The sequence below is a fragment of the Chlorobiota bacterium genome, from assembly GCA_016700335.1.
GTDB lineage: Bacteria > Bacteroidota > Ignavibacteria > OLB7 > OLB7.
The window spans coordinates 202,743-222,216 of sequence record CP065014.1 but is presented as its reverse complement, the minus strand read 5'-3'; the positions used below and the strand labels follow the sequence as shown (position 1 = coordinate 222,216).

Below are 19,474 nucleotides of genomic sequence, written 5' to 3'. Positions count from 1 at the left end.
TTTTAAAAGAAATACCTCTGTAAAGATATATTTAGACTAAAAAAACATTGTAAAACTTAGTCTTCCAAAAAATGGAGTTCCAGGAGTAAAGTGAATTTCTGAAATTGGTGCCGATTCAGATTGTAACTGACTTTCAGTGTCAAATTGAGTTTCCTTCCATTTAGTATTTAGCAGGTTTTGAATAGATAATCCAGCTTCCCAATTACTCGTATTATAATTAATTGCTGCATCAATTATAAAGTACCCTTCAGCTATAATTGTATTATCTTCATTTGCTGGTCTGGAGTCCATAAACCTATAACGTAAGCTTCCATTTAACCCTTTTTCATTTCTGTAAGTAAGACCTCCAACACTTGTGAAACAAGGTGCTAATGGCAAATAACTTTCAGAAGCAACAACACCAACAGACTTTGGGTTTGCAAGACTTAAGTCTACATCTACAAATAGATTTTTCACCACTTCAAATCTTGCTGAAAGGTCAAAGCCTAATCGTTGTGATTGACCTCCTGGTTCAACTATACCTTCATCACCTACATATACAAACTCCTGGTCAAGCCATAAATACCATAATGCTGATTGAACTATTAAGTTATCACCAATTTTAAAAATTCCACCTAAATCTGTTCCATAAGCAGGTGGTAAAACTTTCTTTCCATTTTGTTGTACAGCTACTCTTGTATCGTTGCTATGAAATCCTTTGCCATTATACAAATATAATTGTACATTATCATTTGCACGATAATTGAAATTTAGTTTCGGACTTATGATTGTTGAATTTGATGTTAATCCTTGTGAAATTAATTTATCATTATATTGGTTATTATAATAATCAAATCTTAATGCTCCAGTTATGTCAAAATTATCTGATAAAGATATATTTTGTGATAAATAAGCTGCAGCATTTAACTCATTAACAATACCAATCATTATTTCTTTAGTATTTACAATTCTGTTCTTTGTACGAGTTAATTCTATATCATCAACAATATCATATCTTATTTGAACACCAGCCTTAGTTTCTGTGATTAATTTTCCTATATAAGAATCTTTTTGATAAAATCCATTGTAGCCAATAATATTCCTGCTTTCTTTCTGCCTTATTTGGTCACCATTTATTCGATCCTCTTTATAAAAAGTGAAGTTGGAATATAATTCAAAATTGTATTTGCTATAATAAAGTTGATTATTAAGCAAACCACCATCACTAAATCTGCTTTGCAAAGCAATATTTAAATTATGACGAGAAGTACTTCCACCTTCGGTATTATCAATTGCTCCATAAAAACCAACACTGCCATTTTCAACTGCTCGATCGGGTATTTGACCTGATGCATGCCAATTACTTTTAAACCCAGTTAGTGTTGCGTTTAATGTGTTTTGATTGTTAATGTTACCATGATATTTAAGCAAACCATTAAAGCGACTAAAATCTTGTGGGCTTTCAAAATACCCTTTAGTAAACGAACCTTCTCCAGCAAAATATAAACTTTGATCTCGTTTTTGTCCTTCAGGTTTTAATATATTAATACCAGCTATTCCACGAAAAGTATTAAACTGACCACCTTCTGTTTTTACAAAATTACTTTCTAAATAATCTTTTGTTTTAAACTCAACAAAACCTGCAGTTGTAAAATTTCCTTTATCAGCATAATATGGTCCTTTATTAAAATTTACATTATCAATTATTTCAGGGATTACAAAATGCAAATCGGCATAGCCTTGACCATGCGCATGACTTGGCATATTAACTGGCATACCGTCAACTGAAATATTTATATCTGTTCCATGGTCTATATCAAAGCCTCTTAAGAATATCTGCTCTGCTTTACCACCGCCTGCATGTTGACCAATAAATAAACCAGGAACCATTCTCAAAACTTCTTGTGAGTTATTTATTCGACGTAAATGAATATCTAAATCACTAATTGTTTTAAAGATTCCTTTATTTGCAGATACGACAACATTTACTTCCTGTATGCTTGTAACTTTGGGGGTTAAATAAATAATTGAACTTTTATTAATAAAAGTGAGTTTTGTGATTTCAATATTTATTGATTGAAAACCGACACATGATATTATTAAATTTTTTGATAAAACTGACAAATTTTTTAAATCAATAAAACCATTCTCATCTGAAATTGTATTAAAACTATTATCATTACTTTTTACAGATACATCTTGTAATGGTATTTTTGAATTAATATTTACTAAATAAATTCCTTTATCAGTTTCTTGAGATTTTAATAAGATGGGAACTGAAAATGTTAACAAACAAATTAAAAGAAAGTAAATATTTTCTATATGAAATCGCATTTTAAAAGTTGGAAAATAATTTGATATTTCATCAAAGTACGAGAATAGATTCTTTTTGGATTTTGAATAAATAAGATTTGTTTTGTTATATCAAATTATATTTTAAGGTTAAGAATCCAATAAATGTTTAAAATGGTCTTATCAAATTTTTGTTCAACTTTTCTACTTTAGTTTTTATATAGTTGTTTGCCACGAATGCACGAATAAGAATCAAAGAATAATTCTTTTGTAATTCAATTTTAATTCCCCAAAATTCACAATTAAAGCTAAACTATTTTGAGATACTTTTAAGTAATTAATTGCCTGTGCTATAAACTCATCTGGAATTAGTAAAAAACATTTAATTTCTAAAATTATATTTCCATTTACTACAAAATCAGCATAAAATTTGTGAAGTAGAATGATTCCTTTGTAATTAACTTCATACATTTTTTCTCTTTCAAATAAGATATTGGCTTTTCTGAATTCATATTCTAATGCATCTTTATAAACTATCTCCGAAAATCTAGCTCCGAGATTATTATGCACTTACATACATCTACCTATTATCAAGTAACTTTCTTCCTTATATAAAATTTTATCCATAATATTTCTTGCCACGAATGCTATTTTTTATTCGTGCATTCGTGGCTATTTTCTTAATAAATAAAAAGCCTAATCCAATAACCCTTTTCCCATGAGAATTTGTTCTTTAAATTTTTCTATTCTTGCAATTTTAGTTTTAGATTGTTTTGGTTGTGAAAAGTAAAGAATGTATGCTCTTTGTCTTCCTGGTGTTAATAATTCAAATGCAGTTTTTAAAGCAGGGTTTTCTATTAATTTGCTTTGGAATTCTTCTGGTAACTTATATTCAATTGTATTTTTTAATTTTACTTTCAAACCAAGATCTTCAACTTTACAAGCTTCAAAAACATATTCTTTTAAAATTGATTTCAAACTCTCAATTTCATTAACAGATGTAAATCGAATTTGTCTTGCTGATTGAACATTCTCTGTTTGTTGAATTAGTACACTTTTTGAATCTTTTAGTAAAACACCTTTGGGAAATAAAATTGCACAATATTCTTTAAAAGTATGAATCAATACAATGTTACTTTTCTTGTAAGTGTAAGTTGGAACACCCCATTTTAATTCTTCTGTTAGCTGACAATCAAGAATTATAGACCTTAATAATTTTATTTCTTTTTGCCATATATTATCCTTTTCAAAATACCAATCAACCTTTTCCTTCATGATTATAATTAGAGATATTATTCAAATTTAAAAGGCAATTGAATTACTTAAATAAGCATTGGTTATTAAATACTGGAACATTATTGCTTGTATTCAACTCACAAATGTTAAAAGTTTGATTTTGTATTTTCAAAATTGGAAATTGTTAGTGATAATCTTAATAAAATTTATTTAACTATTTCTGTAATAGCATTGAATTAGTTTTTCTCCAACTTCCTGAGTGTAGTGTATAATAATATAAACCTGATGGATATGCTGCTGCATCCCATTCTATAACATAGCTTCCTGATTTCAAATATGTATTAACTAATGTTTCAACTTTTTCACCAATTGAGTTGAAAATTTCTATCGAACTATACCCATCAAGACCTAATGTAAAAGAGATATTAGTTGAAGGATTAAATGGATTTGGTTTGTTTTGGTCAAGAGAATAATTATTGTTAGTTAATTCTATTAACCTAATGCTTGATCCGCAAACACTATCAATTGAAACATTAGCTGAATTGGTTGTAAACTTTACACATTTAACTTGTTCATTTTGTTCTAATGTATATGTAATTTTACTTGTTAAAGACTGACCTAAAAACAAGCCAAATTCAAGATTTAATAAAGTTCCTTTACCTTTGAGTATTTCACCTTGAGGAGCAGTAAATATAACGCTTAATGTGCCTGGTATATTACTTAAAACATTCCCTTTCCACCCATCAATTAAAGTTCCTTTTGTTAAAGATTCTGTATTTACATCAGTTTGATTTGCAAGTATTATACAGTTTGTTTGATAAGTCAAAGTAAATTTCAAACTACTTACGTTGCCAGTATCTGCTGAATTATCATTAACTAAAACTGGAATTGGAATCAATCCTTCTGGTTTAGGAGAATTAATATTGCTAATTGAGGTATTTGTAATCAAACTAAATCCTTTTCCATAAAGCTTTGTGAAAGTGGTTGTTAATACTTTAGTTCCTGTAGAATCAAAACAATTAATTAACACATCTGCTGAATCTGGTAAATCATTTTTTGGATAGAAAGAAACAGGGATAGAAACTTTCTCCCCCTTTCTTATAATTGTTGGGTTAATATCTGAAACTATAAAAGCTGGATTGTTTGGGGTTAGCAAAGCGGTTTTAATCAAAAGTACTGCATCGCCAGTATTTGTAACATTTATTTCACTCGAATCATTAGAGCAAGAAATGACATCTTTAAAATTAACTTTTGTCGCAATTGCTTCTGATTTTGGTGGAATAGAATCAATGTGAAGCAATTCCACATTTATAACAGTACAGCTATCATCACATTTGGAATGATCGCCTACAACACATACATTTGCACTTTTCTTCCCATTTTTTGATGCTCTAAAGCGAACAGGAATATCAAAACTTTCGCCAATAGCAAGAGTTTTAATTCTATCTGGTTTTGGCAAAGGAAATAATGGATCAAAAGATATTTCAAAATCACCTTGAATTGTAATTCCAGATATTGAAAATGGTCTTGTTCCAACTGATTTTACAGATAATGTTTTGTAATAGTAAACACCAAACGAATCAACTAAACCAAAATTAACTGGATCTACTTTTACATGCGATTCAATTCCTGTTCCTCTAATTATACTTTCAACTGTATCACCAACCCCTGTAACTAACCTTAGTTTACAACTATATTCTCTTTCATCTTTTGGAGAAAAATAAACAAGTTGATATCTAAAATTATCTTCAGTTGAATCCTTGCCTCTTAGTTTATCTCCAATTTGAATTTTAGGTTTGTTACCAAATGAAAAATATCCATCTTGAGCATCTTTTCCTATTAATTCAAAATTCTTTATTACGTATTCACCTGAACCATTATTCCAAGCTTTTACAATTGTTTCATATTTAGTTGTATCATTTTTAGTACAACTATTTAATGGAGTTGTAACTTGCTTAGTGCTAAAATCATAAGACGAAACACGAGGACCAGGCACCTTTACAAAAGCTGTCCAATATGATGTATCACGTCTTCCAGCTGCTGTTGAATAGAATTGAGATTTATTCACATAATAGCCTTCTGTGTCTGATTTAAAAGTAATCTCAACATCAATACATTCTTGATGACCAATTTTTGCATTTCTTAATTTGACAAGTTCAGCTTGGCTTATTGAAAAACTACGATTCAACCATTCAACAACATCTCTACCAGGACCAGGGCTTTTAAAGGCAACTATTCCACCACCTATATTACATACTTGCAAAGTTTTTGTTCTTGATTCTCCCGGAAGTAAATCACCAAAATTTAAGTCATCAATATAAATCCAAGGTTCATTTCCCCTTAGAGAATATACTGTTGCAATTGTTTGAGTACATTCAGTCTGCAATAAAATACTATCTCTATAAAATACTTTTCTTGCTGATTCTGGTGGAGGAGTTTGACTAATTTTTATTAATACTTTTTCTCCTGGTTTTAAAGTTGCTGGCAATGGAGGTTCAGATGAAACAAAAGTAAATCCCCATAATTTATTTACAAAATCTACTTTAGTAAGAACAACAGTTTTTGAATTATTATTTACAGCTTCAAATTCAATTAATTTTGATTCAATTTGAGGTGTTACTTCACCCATTAGAATTGTATCTTTAAGTAAAGTAAGTTTCTCTGAATAATAATTATATTGTAGTTTCCAACTGTACCCTGTTCTATCCATAATAACGACTGTTGCAGAGGCGTCTTTTGTTTGATTAACAGGGACAACTTTAAAGGAAATGTTTGAATCTCCAATAACTCTAAAATAACTTGTTGGCTTAACGAATAATATTTTTGAGTTATTATTATTTTCTAAAAGTACAGATCTGAATCCAGATTTATTTAGATTTAATATACTTGCATTTACATCTAAAGCAGGGCAAGTATAACTAGTATCTATTTTAACAGAATCATGGGGCTGAAGATACCATTTATTAGGTGCAATTGGGTAACCATAACTACGTGATGAGTACTCAAGATATTGTGCTCTTGGTCGTTGGTTTTCAAAACCACTGTTATCACGACTTAATCCATAACATACTGCATAAAATTTACCTGAAGATGAATTTAAAAAGCCAAATGTATTCATTTGCAACTTAATTGTTGCCCAAACTAAATCACTTCCTTTAACTTTTTTTGTAAAAATAATTTTAGAAGCAGAACCATTATTGTTAGTAATTTCAATACTCTGTGAAGAAGCTGTTGCGGAGTCTGTAACAATATTCAAATAATTGTCCATTGCAGTTTCCGGAGTGAAAAACGGTCCTGATTTAATCCATTGTTCACGAGGAACTAATTCAACCATATATGGGGCTTGTGTAAAAGCTGATGTTTGAGCTCCTTCTAGAGTAAGACCACCAAACATTTGTTCAGCATAGGCTGAAGATGTGGAATACGCTTCAGTTGGTTTATCTGACTTGAAATATGTTGCTTCAAAAGTTGAAAATACTGAGCTTGTTGGAGTTACAATAAACTGATTATTTGGTAACACTGATCCAGTACTATTTGAAATTTGTCTAGTAAATAATGGCAAACCAGTTGTTGTATATGAATCTGTACTTGTTACTACTGTATTATTTGCTGATGTACCTATAAAACGTACTATTTCATTTTTGCGTAATGCACCACCTGTTTGCGGAGCAAGTCCTAATTCTTGTTTTCCATCCCATGTTGGCATAAAAACAAATTCTTTTCCTAAAGTTTGAATTGGTGACATAGCTTCTATTAACATATTTTTATGTGAATTTCTAGTTATCCCACGAAAAACTGTATCAGGTTGAAAGCCACCATTACTTCTCATGTTTCCAGAAATTACACCAAACGGTTTTTCTGATGTTATTTTAGTACCTCCAATATCACTTGCAATTACTAAGTTTCCATTCATACTTACTGCACTGTGAATTGCATAAGAGTCATCTTGACCAATGAAAACTACATTCCTTGCGCCTTGAGGAGTAACTGCTGCTTGATTTACAGTTCCATAACCTGGAACTTGATAATATATTAATGTGTTAGTATCTAAAGATGTTGTAATAATTTGAGAAGGGGCAGGAATATTATTTCCTCTTGAACTAAATCTTATAACAGTACCTGGAACTGTTGATGCATAGTACTCTTTACCCCATTGTTCACATGGAACTGGAGCCCAAGCCTCTGCTTGAGTTTTTGTTTCCATATAACAATAAACTAAAATTGGATCAGGTGATTCAATCCTGAAAGTTCTTCCAGCATTAACTACATCTGGTGTTTGAATAAAAGGATCTATAGTTCCGGCAACTAATTTATTCTTTGATACTATATCATATATATATGGCTTTTTAGCAAGTACTTTTACTAAATCAAATAATCCATCAGGACGCTTAATTGATACGGTTTGTGCGACTTGAGAGAACATACACAAATATGAATTTGCTTCGGTTTTATCAGGTGTAGAGAAATTATCTAGTTTATCTGTTTGAGTTGCTGGAAAAGCTATTACAAACAATCTTCCTGCTGAACCTTCATCAAAACTTTGGGCTGATATTTTAATATTAGATTGAAAAATTAAAAAAAATATTATTGCTAATATTAAATTTAACGAACCATTCAAAAAGTATTTCATGAAGTACTTAGTAATAAATTTGATCATTTTGTTATCATGTAAAGTTGAGTAGAATTTATTAATTATCTAGAAGACTTTTCTAAATTAAAGTCCGTTAAAACAAATAATCAATAAATTTAAAATTGTTTGAAATGTAAAGACACCAAAGTAATAAATAAAAGTTCATACTTCTACCAATTTGATACTTTATTTCTCCTTCAAAAATAACTAAATATAAAATTCATAAGAACATATTTAACAATTTATGGATTTTCATTAAGTCGATGATTTGTTTTTACAATTAAATAATAATGCAATTTATTACTCTTAATTTAAAGTTATATGATTTAGCTTTTTGTATTTATACAGTTTAGTTATTAAATATAAGTGTTTTTTTAATTGACTTTACAATTAATTTATTTTTAAAACGACTGAAATTAACTCCATATTTTTCAAGTCTGAAAATTATTAAATTAAATTTTTTCTGCTAGAAATTCAAATAATATTATAAAGATATAATCTCTAAAGTTCAGATTAGTTTTTACAAAAAAATTGCATTAGATAATTTCTATTTAAAAACAATTACTTTTGCCAACCAAATTTCAATAAAAATAAAATTATTTCAAAATATGAATACTGATAATAAAACAAAAAAGAATAAAATTTCTTACGTTTGGGCTTTCAATGAATTTATTTGGCCTAGAAAAAAAATTATTTCTATTGGATTAGTGTTAATAATGATTAGGAGTTTGGCTGCATTAATCTTACCATATGCAACAAAATCTCTTATAGATGACATTATACCTAATAAAAATTATACATCTTTAAATATATTATTAGTTGTTGTCTGCCTTTCAATTTTGCTTCAAGCAGTTAGTTCTTATGTTTTAACAAAGTTGTTAAGCGTTGAAGCTCAACTCTTAATCTCGCAGATGCGTGCAAAAGTTCAACGGAAATTGATGACTTTACCAGTTAGTTTTTTTGATAATAATAAGTCCGGTGCTTTGGTTTCTCGAGTTATGAATGATGTTGAAGGTGTAAGAAATTTAATAGGAACTGGATTGGTTCAATTGATTGGTGGTACAATTACTGCAATTATTTCTTTAGTCATACTCATTCGAATTAATGCTACTATGACTTTATTTGTTTTGTTACCCGTAGCAGTTTTTGCAATTATAGCTATGAAAGCTTTTGCTTACATTCGTCCTATTTTTAGAACTAGAGGTGTGCTCAATGCAGAAGTAACTGGAAGATTAACAGAAACATTAAATGGTGTTCGTATTATCAAGGGGTTCAATGCCGAGGAACAAGAAAGTAAAGTTTTTGAAGATGGAGTTGAACGATTATTTATAAATGTTAAAAATAGTTTAACTGCAACTTCATTAATAACTAGTTCTTCAACTTTTTTATTAGGTCTTGCTTCAACAGGAATTATGGGTATAGGTGGATATTTTATGATGAATAAAACAATGACTTATGGGGATTTCTTATCATTCACATTGTTTTTAGGGTTCATGATAGCACCAATAGTTCAAATGAGTAATATTGGAAGTCAGTTAACAGAAGCTATGGCAGGGTTGGACCGCACGCAAGAGCTGATGGTAATGGATGAAGAAGATAATCCTTTGGTTCGAACAGAAGTTATAAACTCTATTAAAGGTGACATTGTGTTTAATGACGTTTCTTTTAGGTATCAAGAGAATAAAGATGTACTTCATAATATTTCATTTGATGCACCTGCTGGAAGTGTTACAGCTTTAGTCGGTTCATCTGGTTCTGGTAAGACAACAATTGCCGGACTAGTTGCAACTTTTTTAAACCCAATTAGTGGGTTAATCACTCTAGATGGACATGATTTATCAAAAATCAATTTAAGTTCTTATCGCAAATTTTTAGCAGTAGTTTTACAAGATGACTTTTTGTATGAGGGAACTATACGTGAAAATATATTATTTCCAAGACCTAATGCCACAGAGGAAGATCTTCAGAATGCAGTTGTGGGAGCTTATGTTAATGAATTTACAGACCGATTTGATTTAGGTTTAGATACTGTAATTGGAGAAAGAGGTGTGAAATTATCAGGCGGTCAACGCCAAAGAATTTCAATAGCTCGAGCTCTTTTGGCAAATCCTAAAATTATTATTTTGGATGAAGCAACTTCAAATTTGGATACTGAAAGTGAATCTTTTATTCAGAAGAGTTTGCAAGTTCTTATGAAAAATAGAACAACTTTTGTTATTGCTCATAGGTTAAGCACCATTCAAAAAGCCGATCAGATTTTAGTAATTGAAGATGGTAATATTGTTGAAAGAGGTCAACATCAAGATTTAATCGAATCTAAAGGGAGGTATCATGATTTGTTTACTTATCAGAGTAGAATATAATTAGGTTAATATTTTTCTATGTTAATTATTTTTAGTTAATAATCTGGCTTATTTTATAAACAATCTTCTTGCTCCAATCAAAACTAAAATTAAAAGTGAATAATAAATAAAAAAAGGTAAAATATAATTCTTTAAACCTAAAGGAAGCATGACCGCTATAATTAGCAATTGGAATCCTAATCCATAAATTGATAGAAAGGTCATGAACCAATTGGGGAACGTTTTTACTTTGTAAGCATTCTGATCAATGAAATAAATAGTGCTATCAAAAATTATATAACAAACTCTAAAAACAATATATAATATATTAACTAATTTCTGCTTTTCCCCTGGCAGAGCTTTAGGAGTTTTATTTTCAAAAATCTTACTAGTCTTATCACCACCAATTGATTTATTCCTTAATATTACATAGTAGTAATTATACAATGTTCCTTGGAGTTGCATCCCAATAAAAGCTAAGCTAACAGATAAAATTTCAGCATTAGAAACGTGACTAATTGAGAGCAAAATTAATAGATTTAATATTATGTCAAATATACTATCCAAGTACCTACCAGAATATGATGGAGTCTTTTTGAGCCTTGCTAATTCACCATCGGCGGCGTCTAGGCTAGATTTCAATATGAGAAAAAGGCCAGCAATTAAGAAGTAATTGTTATAAATACAATAAACTGCAATTAAGCCTGATATTCCAAAATAAAAAGTAACATGAATTGGAGTCGTGTTTGTTTTTTTTAGCCTGTTTGCTAAAAATTTTCCAAAGAATCGACCATAATCTGACAAATCCAAAAATTTGTCTTTATCTGATAGTTTAGTCATTTAATTTGATTTGTAAATAGTACTGCATTACCTTCAATGCTTAAATACACAGAGTTGATAAGCAATAACTTTTGAAATGCCAATTACCAAAGATATAAAGATAATATAGTTTTAAATTTAGAAAACCAATATTTTATTAAATTAATTCTTATAAAGCATTAAAAAATAGAGTTAGTTTGACTTATCAAACATTATACATCACAAGTCAAGTTCGAACTTAATTTGCATATTGTTATAAGGGCAATTTTTAACCATTATAAATTTTGTATATTTGTTTTATTAACTCTTTTTTAAAGGCTTACCAATAGCATTTTTTATGATAGCCCTTATTGACTGCAATAATTTTTATGCTTCCTGCGAAAGGGTTTTTAATCCTTCCTTGCAAGGCAAGCCTGTGGTTGTATTATCAAATAATGATGGCTGCGTAGTTGCTCGGAGCAATGAAGCAAAGAATTTAGGTATTAAAATGGGGGAACCTATTTTTAAGATTGAAAGCGTTGTCAGTAAGCATAACATAAAAGTTTTTTCTTCAAACTATGCACTTTATGGTGATATGAGCGGACGAGTGATGAGCACTTTGAGAGAGTTTTCACCTGAAGTTGAAGTTTATTCTATTGATGAAGCCTTTCTCAGTTTCCAAGGAATTGAACAAGATAATATTCATGGTTATTTAAGTAAAATCAGAAAAACAATTTTACAGAACCTAGGTATTCCAGTAAGTATTGGTCTTGCTAAAACTAAAACTTTAGCTAAAGTTGCTAATCATTATGCAAAAAAATTTCCTGCTTACAAAGGAGTTTGTATTATTGATTCAGAGGAGAAAAGAATTAAAGCCTTACAAAGTTTTGATATTGAAGAAGTTTGGGGGATAGGTCGCCAATACGCAAAGCTACTAAGAAAACATTCCATATTTACAGCTTATGATTTTACTAATTACAACCCTAACTGGATTCAAAGAAAAATGACTGTTGCTGGGGTTAAAATGCTTAATGAGCTCTTAGGATATAGTTGCCACAACCTTGAGCTAGTTGCTAGTTCTAAGAAACAAATAATCAACTCTCGTAGCTTTGGGAGTATGCAATCAGAACTGACTCAGCTCAGCGAAGCAGTTTCAAATTTTGCCTCCTCTTGTGCTCATAAATTACGCAAACAGAAATCATGCTGTAATCTTATAACTGTATTTATACACACAAATTTCCATAGAAGAGATTTACCTCAATACTCAAACTCTACCACTATTCAGCTCCCTGTTGCCTCAAACAGCTCTTTTGAACTTATTGAGTATTCTAAAAAAGCACTTGCTTCAATATTTGTTGAAGGTTATCGATATAAAAAAGCAGGGGTAATAATAAACGGAATAGTGCCCGAACTTCCCTTGCAACCAGCTTTTTTTGATTCAACCAACCGTAACCAACATAAATTAATTTTAAAAGAATTAGATAAAATCAACCTTCGTTATGGAAAAAATACACTGAGAAGTGCTGCACAAGGCGGACGTAAAAAAGAATGGAGACTAAGGCAAGAAAGGTTGTCCCCTTCTTACACCACAAATTTAGATGAAGCAATTTTAGTTGTTGTTTAATCTCTGTTAATAAATTTTATTGGAAGTTCTTTTTTTATGTTGTTTGGAGTGTGAATGTTTGAATTAAGAAGTTTGTTATATACTACTTGATATTACCATATCTGAAAAGTAAAAAAAGCCATAAACTTGGGAAATAGTTTATAGCTTTAATTTAGCTCCGCAGGTAGGACTTGAACCTACGACCCCCTGATTAACAGTCAGGTGCTCTAACCAACTGAGCTACTGCGGAATAAATTTTAGGACAGCAAAAATAAGGTTTTGAACTTATCTCACAAACATTTTTTTTAAAATATTGATATTTATTAAATTAATTTGCTCTAAATAAAAAAGTAACTTAATGAACATATTGCATAATAAATATTTTTCTGATAATTTTCAAGGTCAATTTTCCTCAGTTCTAGACAAGATTTTATTAGGCTTATTCTTCTTTCTAGTGTGTAACAATCTATTCTCACAAAACAAGCAGATAATAGGAAACAAGGCTATTCCAACTTCGGTTATTCAAGAGGTATTATCTAAATATTCAAAAGATTCTTTAATTGAAAATTTATCTAAACCTTATTTTGATATTGGATATTTTTCAGTACAGTTTATAATTGATTCAAACGAAGTTATTGTTAATGAAGGAGATCAATTTATTTTATCAGATATAATTATTGAACCAGATTCTATTATAAAATTTATACCAAATTCAATTAACAGAATTCATGACCTATTAGGTAGTAATTATTCCACCAATACTTTAAAATCTATTATAAACTCTATTCTTAATGAGCTAGACTTGAGAATGTTTCCTTTAGTTCAAGGATACTTAAATGGAATCGATTTTACTGATAATTTAAAATTAGCAGATTCAATTAAAGGAAAAAATAAATGTAAAATTGGGTTGATATTTGAGAATATTAAAAAGGTAAATATTTCTGAATTAAATTTTATTGGACTCAAAGAAACATCTGAAAAATTGTTAAGGGTTGCATCTGGAATTTCAGAAAATGATTATTATAACTCAGCTGTTGGTGAAAAAATCAAACGTAGAATAAGTGGTCTTAATGTGTTCAGTAACGTTGGGGATCCTGAACTTTATTATATTAATTCAGATATAGATTCAACTCGCAAAGATACTTTGATGAGTAAGGATAAAAAGTCTGCTTCAATTATTGCAAATGAATCTAGTAATGCTTCAACTAAATATGGATTGCAATTAAAAGTAACTGAAAATAATTCAAATAGTTTTGATGGAATAATTGGCTTGGTTCCTGATGCAAACTCAAATGAACCTATAAAAATATTTGGAAGTATAAAAATTGGACTAAAGAATATAAGTGGTACTGGCAGGAATTTATCAGCAAAATGGGAAAAGCTTCAAAATAATAGTTCTGAATTGTCAGCAGAATATCATGAACCATTTATTTTCACACTCCCATTTGATTTCAACCTATCATATTCTCAAACTCAATATCCTTCAACTAATTTTCTAACAAGTTATGTTCAGAGATATATTAATTCATGGGGTGAATTTTATGCTTTCGATAACTTAATTTGTAAATTAGGTATTGGTTACGAACAGAGTTTACCTCAGCCAGACACAACAAGGGCTTGTTTTGAGCAGCTTATTAAAACAAGTGCTTATTATGGTGAGGTTGCTGCAAAATATGATACAAGGAATAGTAGAATAAATCCAATTACTGGTGTTTACTACAATACATCATTAACTTTTGGAATCAAATCTCTTAATCAAACAGAAAGTTGTTACGATTCAACTATTATAGGGAGTTATCAAAGGCAAAAAGTTGATGTTAACCTGCAATTATACCAAAAGATTTTCAAACCAATTATTGGTGTTATTACATTTAATTTTAGTTCAGTTATTTCAGACCAAATTCAAGAGAGTGATTTATACAAATTTGGAGGACAATCCACTGTTCGTGGTTACCGTGAGAGTCAGTTCAGAGCTGATAGAATGGCTTGGAGCAATGCTGAATTAAGATTGCCATTAAATGAGTTTTCATACTTTGGTTTATTTTTTGATTTAGGTTATTTTTTAAAAAATGGAAGTGTGAAATCAAACATTGATAAAATAGAAAATTATATTTTTGGTTATGGTTTGTCATCCCAACTTGAAACTCCAATAGGAATTGTAAAAGTTTCGTTCGCATTGAGCAAAGATGATAAATTCGACAGTGGTAAAATATTTTTTGGATTACTAAGTGAAATATAAATTGAAGAATAACGTGTTATTAGTTTATAATTAAATTATAAATAATAAGATAAATTTTGATTATTTATCAATACATCTAATCTGAAATTTATTTCGTATATTTTATTTACAAATTCAGTTAAACTAATAAATAAATGGAGTTAACAATTTTAGAGAACAACACAGTTGCAAGTAAATATGATTTTATTGGTCAATTGGAAAATAGTTCTATATCCCTAACCCCAATTTCAATTGATACATTGCAAATTAACACTGGTAAATTATGTAATCAGGCTTGCAGACATTGCCATGTTGATGCCTCTCCAACTCGAACAGAAATGATGAAAAAAGATGTTTTTGATAAAATTTTGGAAGTGCTCTATTTACACCCACAAATTACAAAATTAGATATTACTGGTGGTGCACCAGAATTAAATGAACATTTTAATTGGCTTGTAATTGAAGCCAAAAAACTTGGGAAGCATATTATGGTAAGGCACAACTTGACTGTTCAATTTGATGGTAATCCTGTAACTGGCGAATCAAAAAGCTATCTTCCTGAATTTTTTGCTGAATACAATTGCGAAGTAATATGTTCGCTACCTTATTACAGTGAATATTTTACTGATAAACAAAGGGGTAAAGGTGTGTTTAATAAATCTATAGAAGGTATTATTAGACTTAATAAAGTTGGGTATGGTACAGATAAAATTTTAAATTTAGTTTATAATCCAGTAGGACCTTTTTTGCCTGCAGATCAATCTCAACTTGAATCAGATTTTAAAAGAGAATTGGATAAAAATTTTGGTATTAGATTTAATAATTTATTTACAATTACAAATATGCCAATTCATAGGTTCAGAGAGGATTTGTTAAGAACTGGAGGTTATGAAGAATATATGAATAAGTTAGTGAATGCATTCAATCCAACTGCTGCTAATGGTGTTATGTGTAGGTCGTTAATTAATGTGAATTATGATGGTACACTTTCAGATTGTGATTTTAATCAGATGCTAGATATGCCCCTTGAAAAAAATGCACCCCAAAACATTTTTGATTTTGATTTTGATAACATAATATCAAGAAAAATATATTTTGATGATCATTGTTTTGGATGTACTGCTGGTGCTGGAAGCTCATGCGGAGGTGCCACATCCACATAATCATAAATGAAAAACAAAAGAGTGAAAAATATTACTTCTTTTCTAGTAGTACAGAATAAAAACAATCTGTACCATGAATATGGCTCCAAAGCCTCATAGATCCGTCATTGGATAAAATATCTGACTTAGATTTAAACGGTTTTATTTTCCATTCTTTATTTTTTTCTAAAAAATTCTCGATTTGTAATTCATTCTCTTCAGTTAATAATGAACAGGTTGCATAGAGTAAATATCCTCCTTTTTTAACAAGTTGAGAGTAATCGTTTAAAACATCAGTTTGAACTGCAATCATTCTTTCAAGTGTGTTAACGTCAAGATTCATCCTTGCTCCAGGGTTTCTTCTCAAAACACCTGCACCAGTGCAAGGAGCATCAATAAGAACAATATCAAATTTGCCAACTAAAGATTTTTTATTCTCAAGATATTCTTCATTGTTCATTGTTCTTACATTCTGTACTGTACTTCTCTTTAGTCTAGTTTTAGACTCACCAAGCCTTCGGGCATTTGTATCGTGAATTATTATGGAACCTCTACCCTTCATGAGTGCTGAAAGATGAAGGGCTTTTCCACCTGACCCGGCACATGCATCAAAAATTTTACTTGTCGGCTTTGGATCAAGTAACTCACAAATCATTTGACTTCCTTCATCTTGCAATTCAAAATGACCTTCTTTAAATTCAATTAATGCATTTGCATTTATCCTTCTCTGCAATATTATTGAGTCCTTACTTATTTTGCCCGCACCACTTGGAATACCTTGTGCCATCAAATTAACAATTAGTTCTTCTCTATCAGTTACTAAAGTATTTGTTCTTAAAGTTATTGGAGCTTGTTTATTTAATGATTCAAATAATTTCTCAGACCATTCTAAATTGTGTTCTTTAAATATTCTTTCAACAATAAACTCTGGCAAAGAAAAAAGAATTGAACAACGCTTTATATCTGTTAAAGTTTCAATTTTTTCTAAAGCAGTTTTAACAAGCTTTTTTACTTTTGGAATATCGCCATCATCAATTTCCATTGCTTCGCATAACATTCTTTCATCTGGAACTAAATTAGTTTTTATACAATGTAAAATTATAATTTGCTTAACTGTATAATCACCATGAAGTATAAAATCATAGAAAAATATATTTCTTAGAATCGAATAAATATTATCTGAAATAAATCCACGATCACGACTTCCAAGATATTTTCTATCTCTAAAAAAACGAGTTATTAAAATATCTGCTGGGAAAGATGGATTCTCCAAAACCTCCGTTAATAATTCACCACAATGAGATAAAAGAAACCTATAATTTGGTGTACGGCTTTGCTTATGATTTTCTTCGTTGGTTTTATATTTAGCTTGATGTTTTATATTCAACATTCTTTTTTTAATTATAAAATTTCGTCCTTTTAGTATATAACATTTTAACCACTCCTATTATTAACATTAAAAGAAATTTGGTTATTAATTTGCAGATTTAACTAATTATTTTTGGAGTAATAAACCACTCTAGTGATCCAGATGGCATTGGTCTAAGTCTGAATAAATCTATTAGTATTAATGATGATGTTGGAATTTCAATCAATAAATTTTTTTGAGAACAAACGCTTCTTATAAATTCACCTATGATTGGTTCATGAAAAACAAATAGCAAATTACCACAATCAGAATTTTCACTTATAACTTCTGAAACTGCTCCTATTTCTGAATTAGGAACTAACCTTTTATCAATCTCAATATTATTTATGTAACCAACTGAATCAGAAATAATTTTTGCAGTTTCATTTGCTCTTACATAACCACTAGAAATTATTCTATCGAAAGATAAACCAACATTTGCAATGTGCTTAGCAATTTTCATTGTATTAAAAATTCCTTTTTCAGTTAATCTTCTATTCGAATCTGTTGATGAAAAATCTTCTGCTTTTCCATGTCTCATTAAATACAAATTCATATATAAAATATCATTATTAAAAAATTAAAGCAAATCTTTTATCATTCATAAAGTCTGATAATTAATAATTGAAACAAAAAAAAATCAAAATTTTATCCTAATAAATAGAATATTAAAAAGCAACTATTTAATTAAAGTAAATTTCTTAGAATTCTCAGATTCATTTGAAGAAATAGTAATTACATAATTACCTGAACTAAACTCTGACAAATCAATTGAAAAATAATTTGTTCCTAAAGACTGATATCCACCATTTTTAATTAAAATTAGTTTACCTCTTTCATTGAATATTTTGAAAACTACTTCTGAATTATTTTTCAAATAATAATTTAATGAAATTCGGTTGTTAGTTGGATTTGGGAACAATTCATAATTTAATTTATTTTTACTTTGCAAATTTGTGCTTATTTGAGTTAACTGACTATATATAGAAATTAAAGCAGGCGCACCTGATTTATCAACCCTCATTTCAGCAATTATTAAATATCCTTCATTTGTATTATTAGTTATCCAAATATAATTTCTATCATCTGAGTAAAGAACTTTACTGCCCAATTGTTCTACAAACATTTTCTGAGTATGTTCAATCAATAATACAGATTTTTCTATAGTTTTACCATCAACTGTATTAAACTTAATAGTTCCAGATTTAATAACTTTATTACTATCTAAAATTGTATACTTAGCATTACTCCCTGATATTTCAGAATTGTTTGATAAATAATCAGCTTTCGAATCCCATTTAGAGTCATTAGTAATAGGAAACTTAAATAGCATTATCCAATCTTTTGTATAGTTATGAATTGTATCAGAGCAAGAACCAAGAAGTTTAAGTGAATTATTATCTAAGTTTAAGTGCTTCCAATTATAAGGAATTGAAGAATACTCTTTAATAAAAAAATTTGCACTTTTGAAATTTGTATCTGTTTTACATGCATAATCTGGTACACTGTTTGTGAATTGTTTATCTATACCATTTTTAAAAAATATTGTATTTGTTAAATTCCAATAATTAGTATCAATTTTAAATTTTGGATTTATAGATTGTGAATTATAAACAGTACAACTTTTACCAATTAAATTTTTAAAATCTTGTTCATTTATAGTTTGTGCATTTAAGTTTGCATAGAATTTACAGATAATTATGAATACAATTTTGTTCATTAATTTTCAATATTTGTTTTAATAAATTGGATATATGAATGTTTTATTGATTGAAAGAATCAATCAATGAGCTTTACAAATGAAAATAAATTTTATTGAAAAAGCT

Annotated in this window: 11 protein-coding genes, 1 tRNA gene and 1 pseudogene; 4 read left to right on the top strand and 9 right to left on the bottom strand. The window is 29.2% G+C overall.

Features of this window, described 5'->3' with window-relative positions; all coding sequences use genetic code 11:
- Positions 1-36: 36 nt before the first annotated feature.
- From IPP08_00860 to IPP08_00845, 4 genes and pseudogenes are all read right to left on the bottom strand, one after another.
- Entirely contained in the window at positions 37-2,313 is a 2,277-nt protein-coding gene (locus IPP08_00860) for a TonB-dependent receptor (GenBank protein QQS66760.1), read from the bottom strand.
- 210 nt (positions 2,314-2,523) lie between these two features.
- A pseudogene (locus IPP08_00855) lies at positions 2,524-2,898 on the bottom strand (GxxExxY protein).
- Positions 2,899-2,967: 69 nt separating this feature from the next.
- Positions 2,968-3,546: a YdeI/OmpD-associated family protein gene (locus IPP08_00850; protein QQS66759.1), complete on the bottom strand. Its 579-nt coding sequence runs from the start codon at positions 3,544-3,546 to the stop codon at positions 2,968-2,970.
- 175 nt (positions 3,547-3,721) lie between these two features.
- Positions 3,722-8,137, bottom strand: a complete 4,416-nt coding sequence (locus IPP08_00845; protein QQS66758.1) for an IgGFc-binding protein — start codon at positions 8,135-8,137, stop codon at positions 3,722-3,724.
- Positions 8,138-8,745: 608 nt separating this feature from the next.
- Here IPP08_00845 and IPP08_00840 point away from each other — a divergent pair.
- The gene (locus IPP08_00840; protein ID QQS66757.1) at positions 8,746-10,500 is read left to right on the top strand and encodes an ABC transporter ATP-binding protein; all 1,755 of its coding nucleotides are present in this window, start codon (positions 8,746-8,748) and stop codon (positions 10,498-10,500) included.
- 48 nt (positions 10,501-10,548) lie between these two features.
- On the opposite strand, the gene IPP08_00835 is transcribed toward IPP08_00840, so the two are convergent.
- Positions 10,549-11,319, bottom strand: a complete 771-nt coding sequence (locus IPP08_00835) for a CDP-alcohol phosphatidyltransferase family protein (protein ID QQS66756.1) — start codon at positions 11,317-11,319, stop codon at positions 10,549-10,551.
- A gap of 316 nt (positions 11,320-11,635) precedes the next feature.
- Between IPP08_00835 and IPP08_00830 the strand changes: the two genes are divergently transcribed.
- Complete coding sequence (locus tag IPP08_00830) at positions 11,636-12,901, top strand: Y-family DNA polymerase (protein QQS66755.1); 1,266 nt, start codon at positions 11,636-11,638, stop codon at positions 12,899-12,901.
- 155 nt (positions 12,902-13,056) lie between these two features.
- Here the strand turns inward: IPP08_00830 and IPP08_00825 are convergent.
- Positions 13,057-13,130, bottom strand: a tRNA-Asn gene (locus IPP08_00825).
- A 108-nt stretch (positions 13,131-13,238) separates the two neighbouring features.
- On the opposite strand from IPP08_00825, the gene IPP08_00820 reads away from it, so the two are divergent.
- A complete protein-coding gene (locus tag IPP08_00820) occupies positions 13,239-15,119 on the top strand; it encodes a BamA/TamA family outer membrane protein (protein QQS66754.1) in 1,881 nt (626 codons plus the stop codon).
- Between the two features lie 134 nt (positions 15,120-15,253).
- The gene (gene arsS, locus IPP08_00815) at positions 15,254-16,261 is read left to right on the top strand and encodes an arsenosugar biosynthesis radical SAM protein ArsS (GenBank protein ID QQS66753.1); all 1,008 of its coding nucleotides are present in this window, start codon (positions 15,254-15,256) and stop codon (positions 16,259-16,261) included.
- 31 nt (positions 16,262-16,292) lie between these two features.
- Here arsS and IPP08_00810 read toward each other — a convergent pair whose 3' ends face one another.
- The 3 genes from IPP08_00810 to IPP08_00800 all read right to left on the bottom strand — a co-directional run bounded on the left by IPP08_00810 (position 16,293) and on the right by IPP08_00800 (position 19,368).
- A complete protein-coding gene (locus tag IPP08_00810; protein ID QQS66752.1) occupies positions 16,293-17,630 on the bottom strand; it encodes an RsmB/NOP family class I SAM-dependent RNA methyltransferase in 1,338 nt (445 codons plus the stop codon).
- Positions 17,631-17,727: 97 nt separating this feature from the next.
- Positions 17,728-18,204, bottom strand: a complete 477-nt coding sequence (gene sixA, locus IPP08_00805) for a phosphohistidine phosphatase SixA (GenBank protein QQS66751.1) — start codon at positions 18,202-18,204, stop codon at positions 17,728-17,730.
- Between the two features lie 123 nt (positions 18,205-18,327).
- Positions 18,328-19,368, bottom strand: coding sequence for a T9SS type A sorting domain-containing protein (locus tag IPP08_00800; GenBank protein QQS66750.1), 1,041 nt, complete (start codon positions 19,366-19,368; stop codon positions 18,328-18,330).
- Positions 19,369-19,474 lie beyond the last annotated feature (106 nt).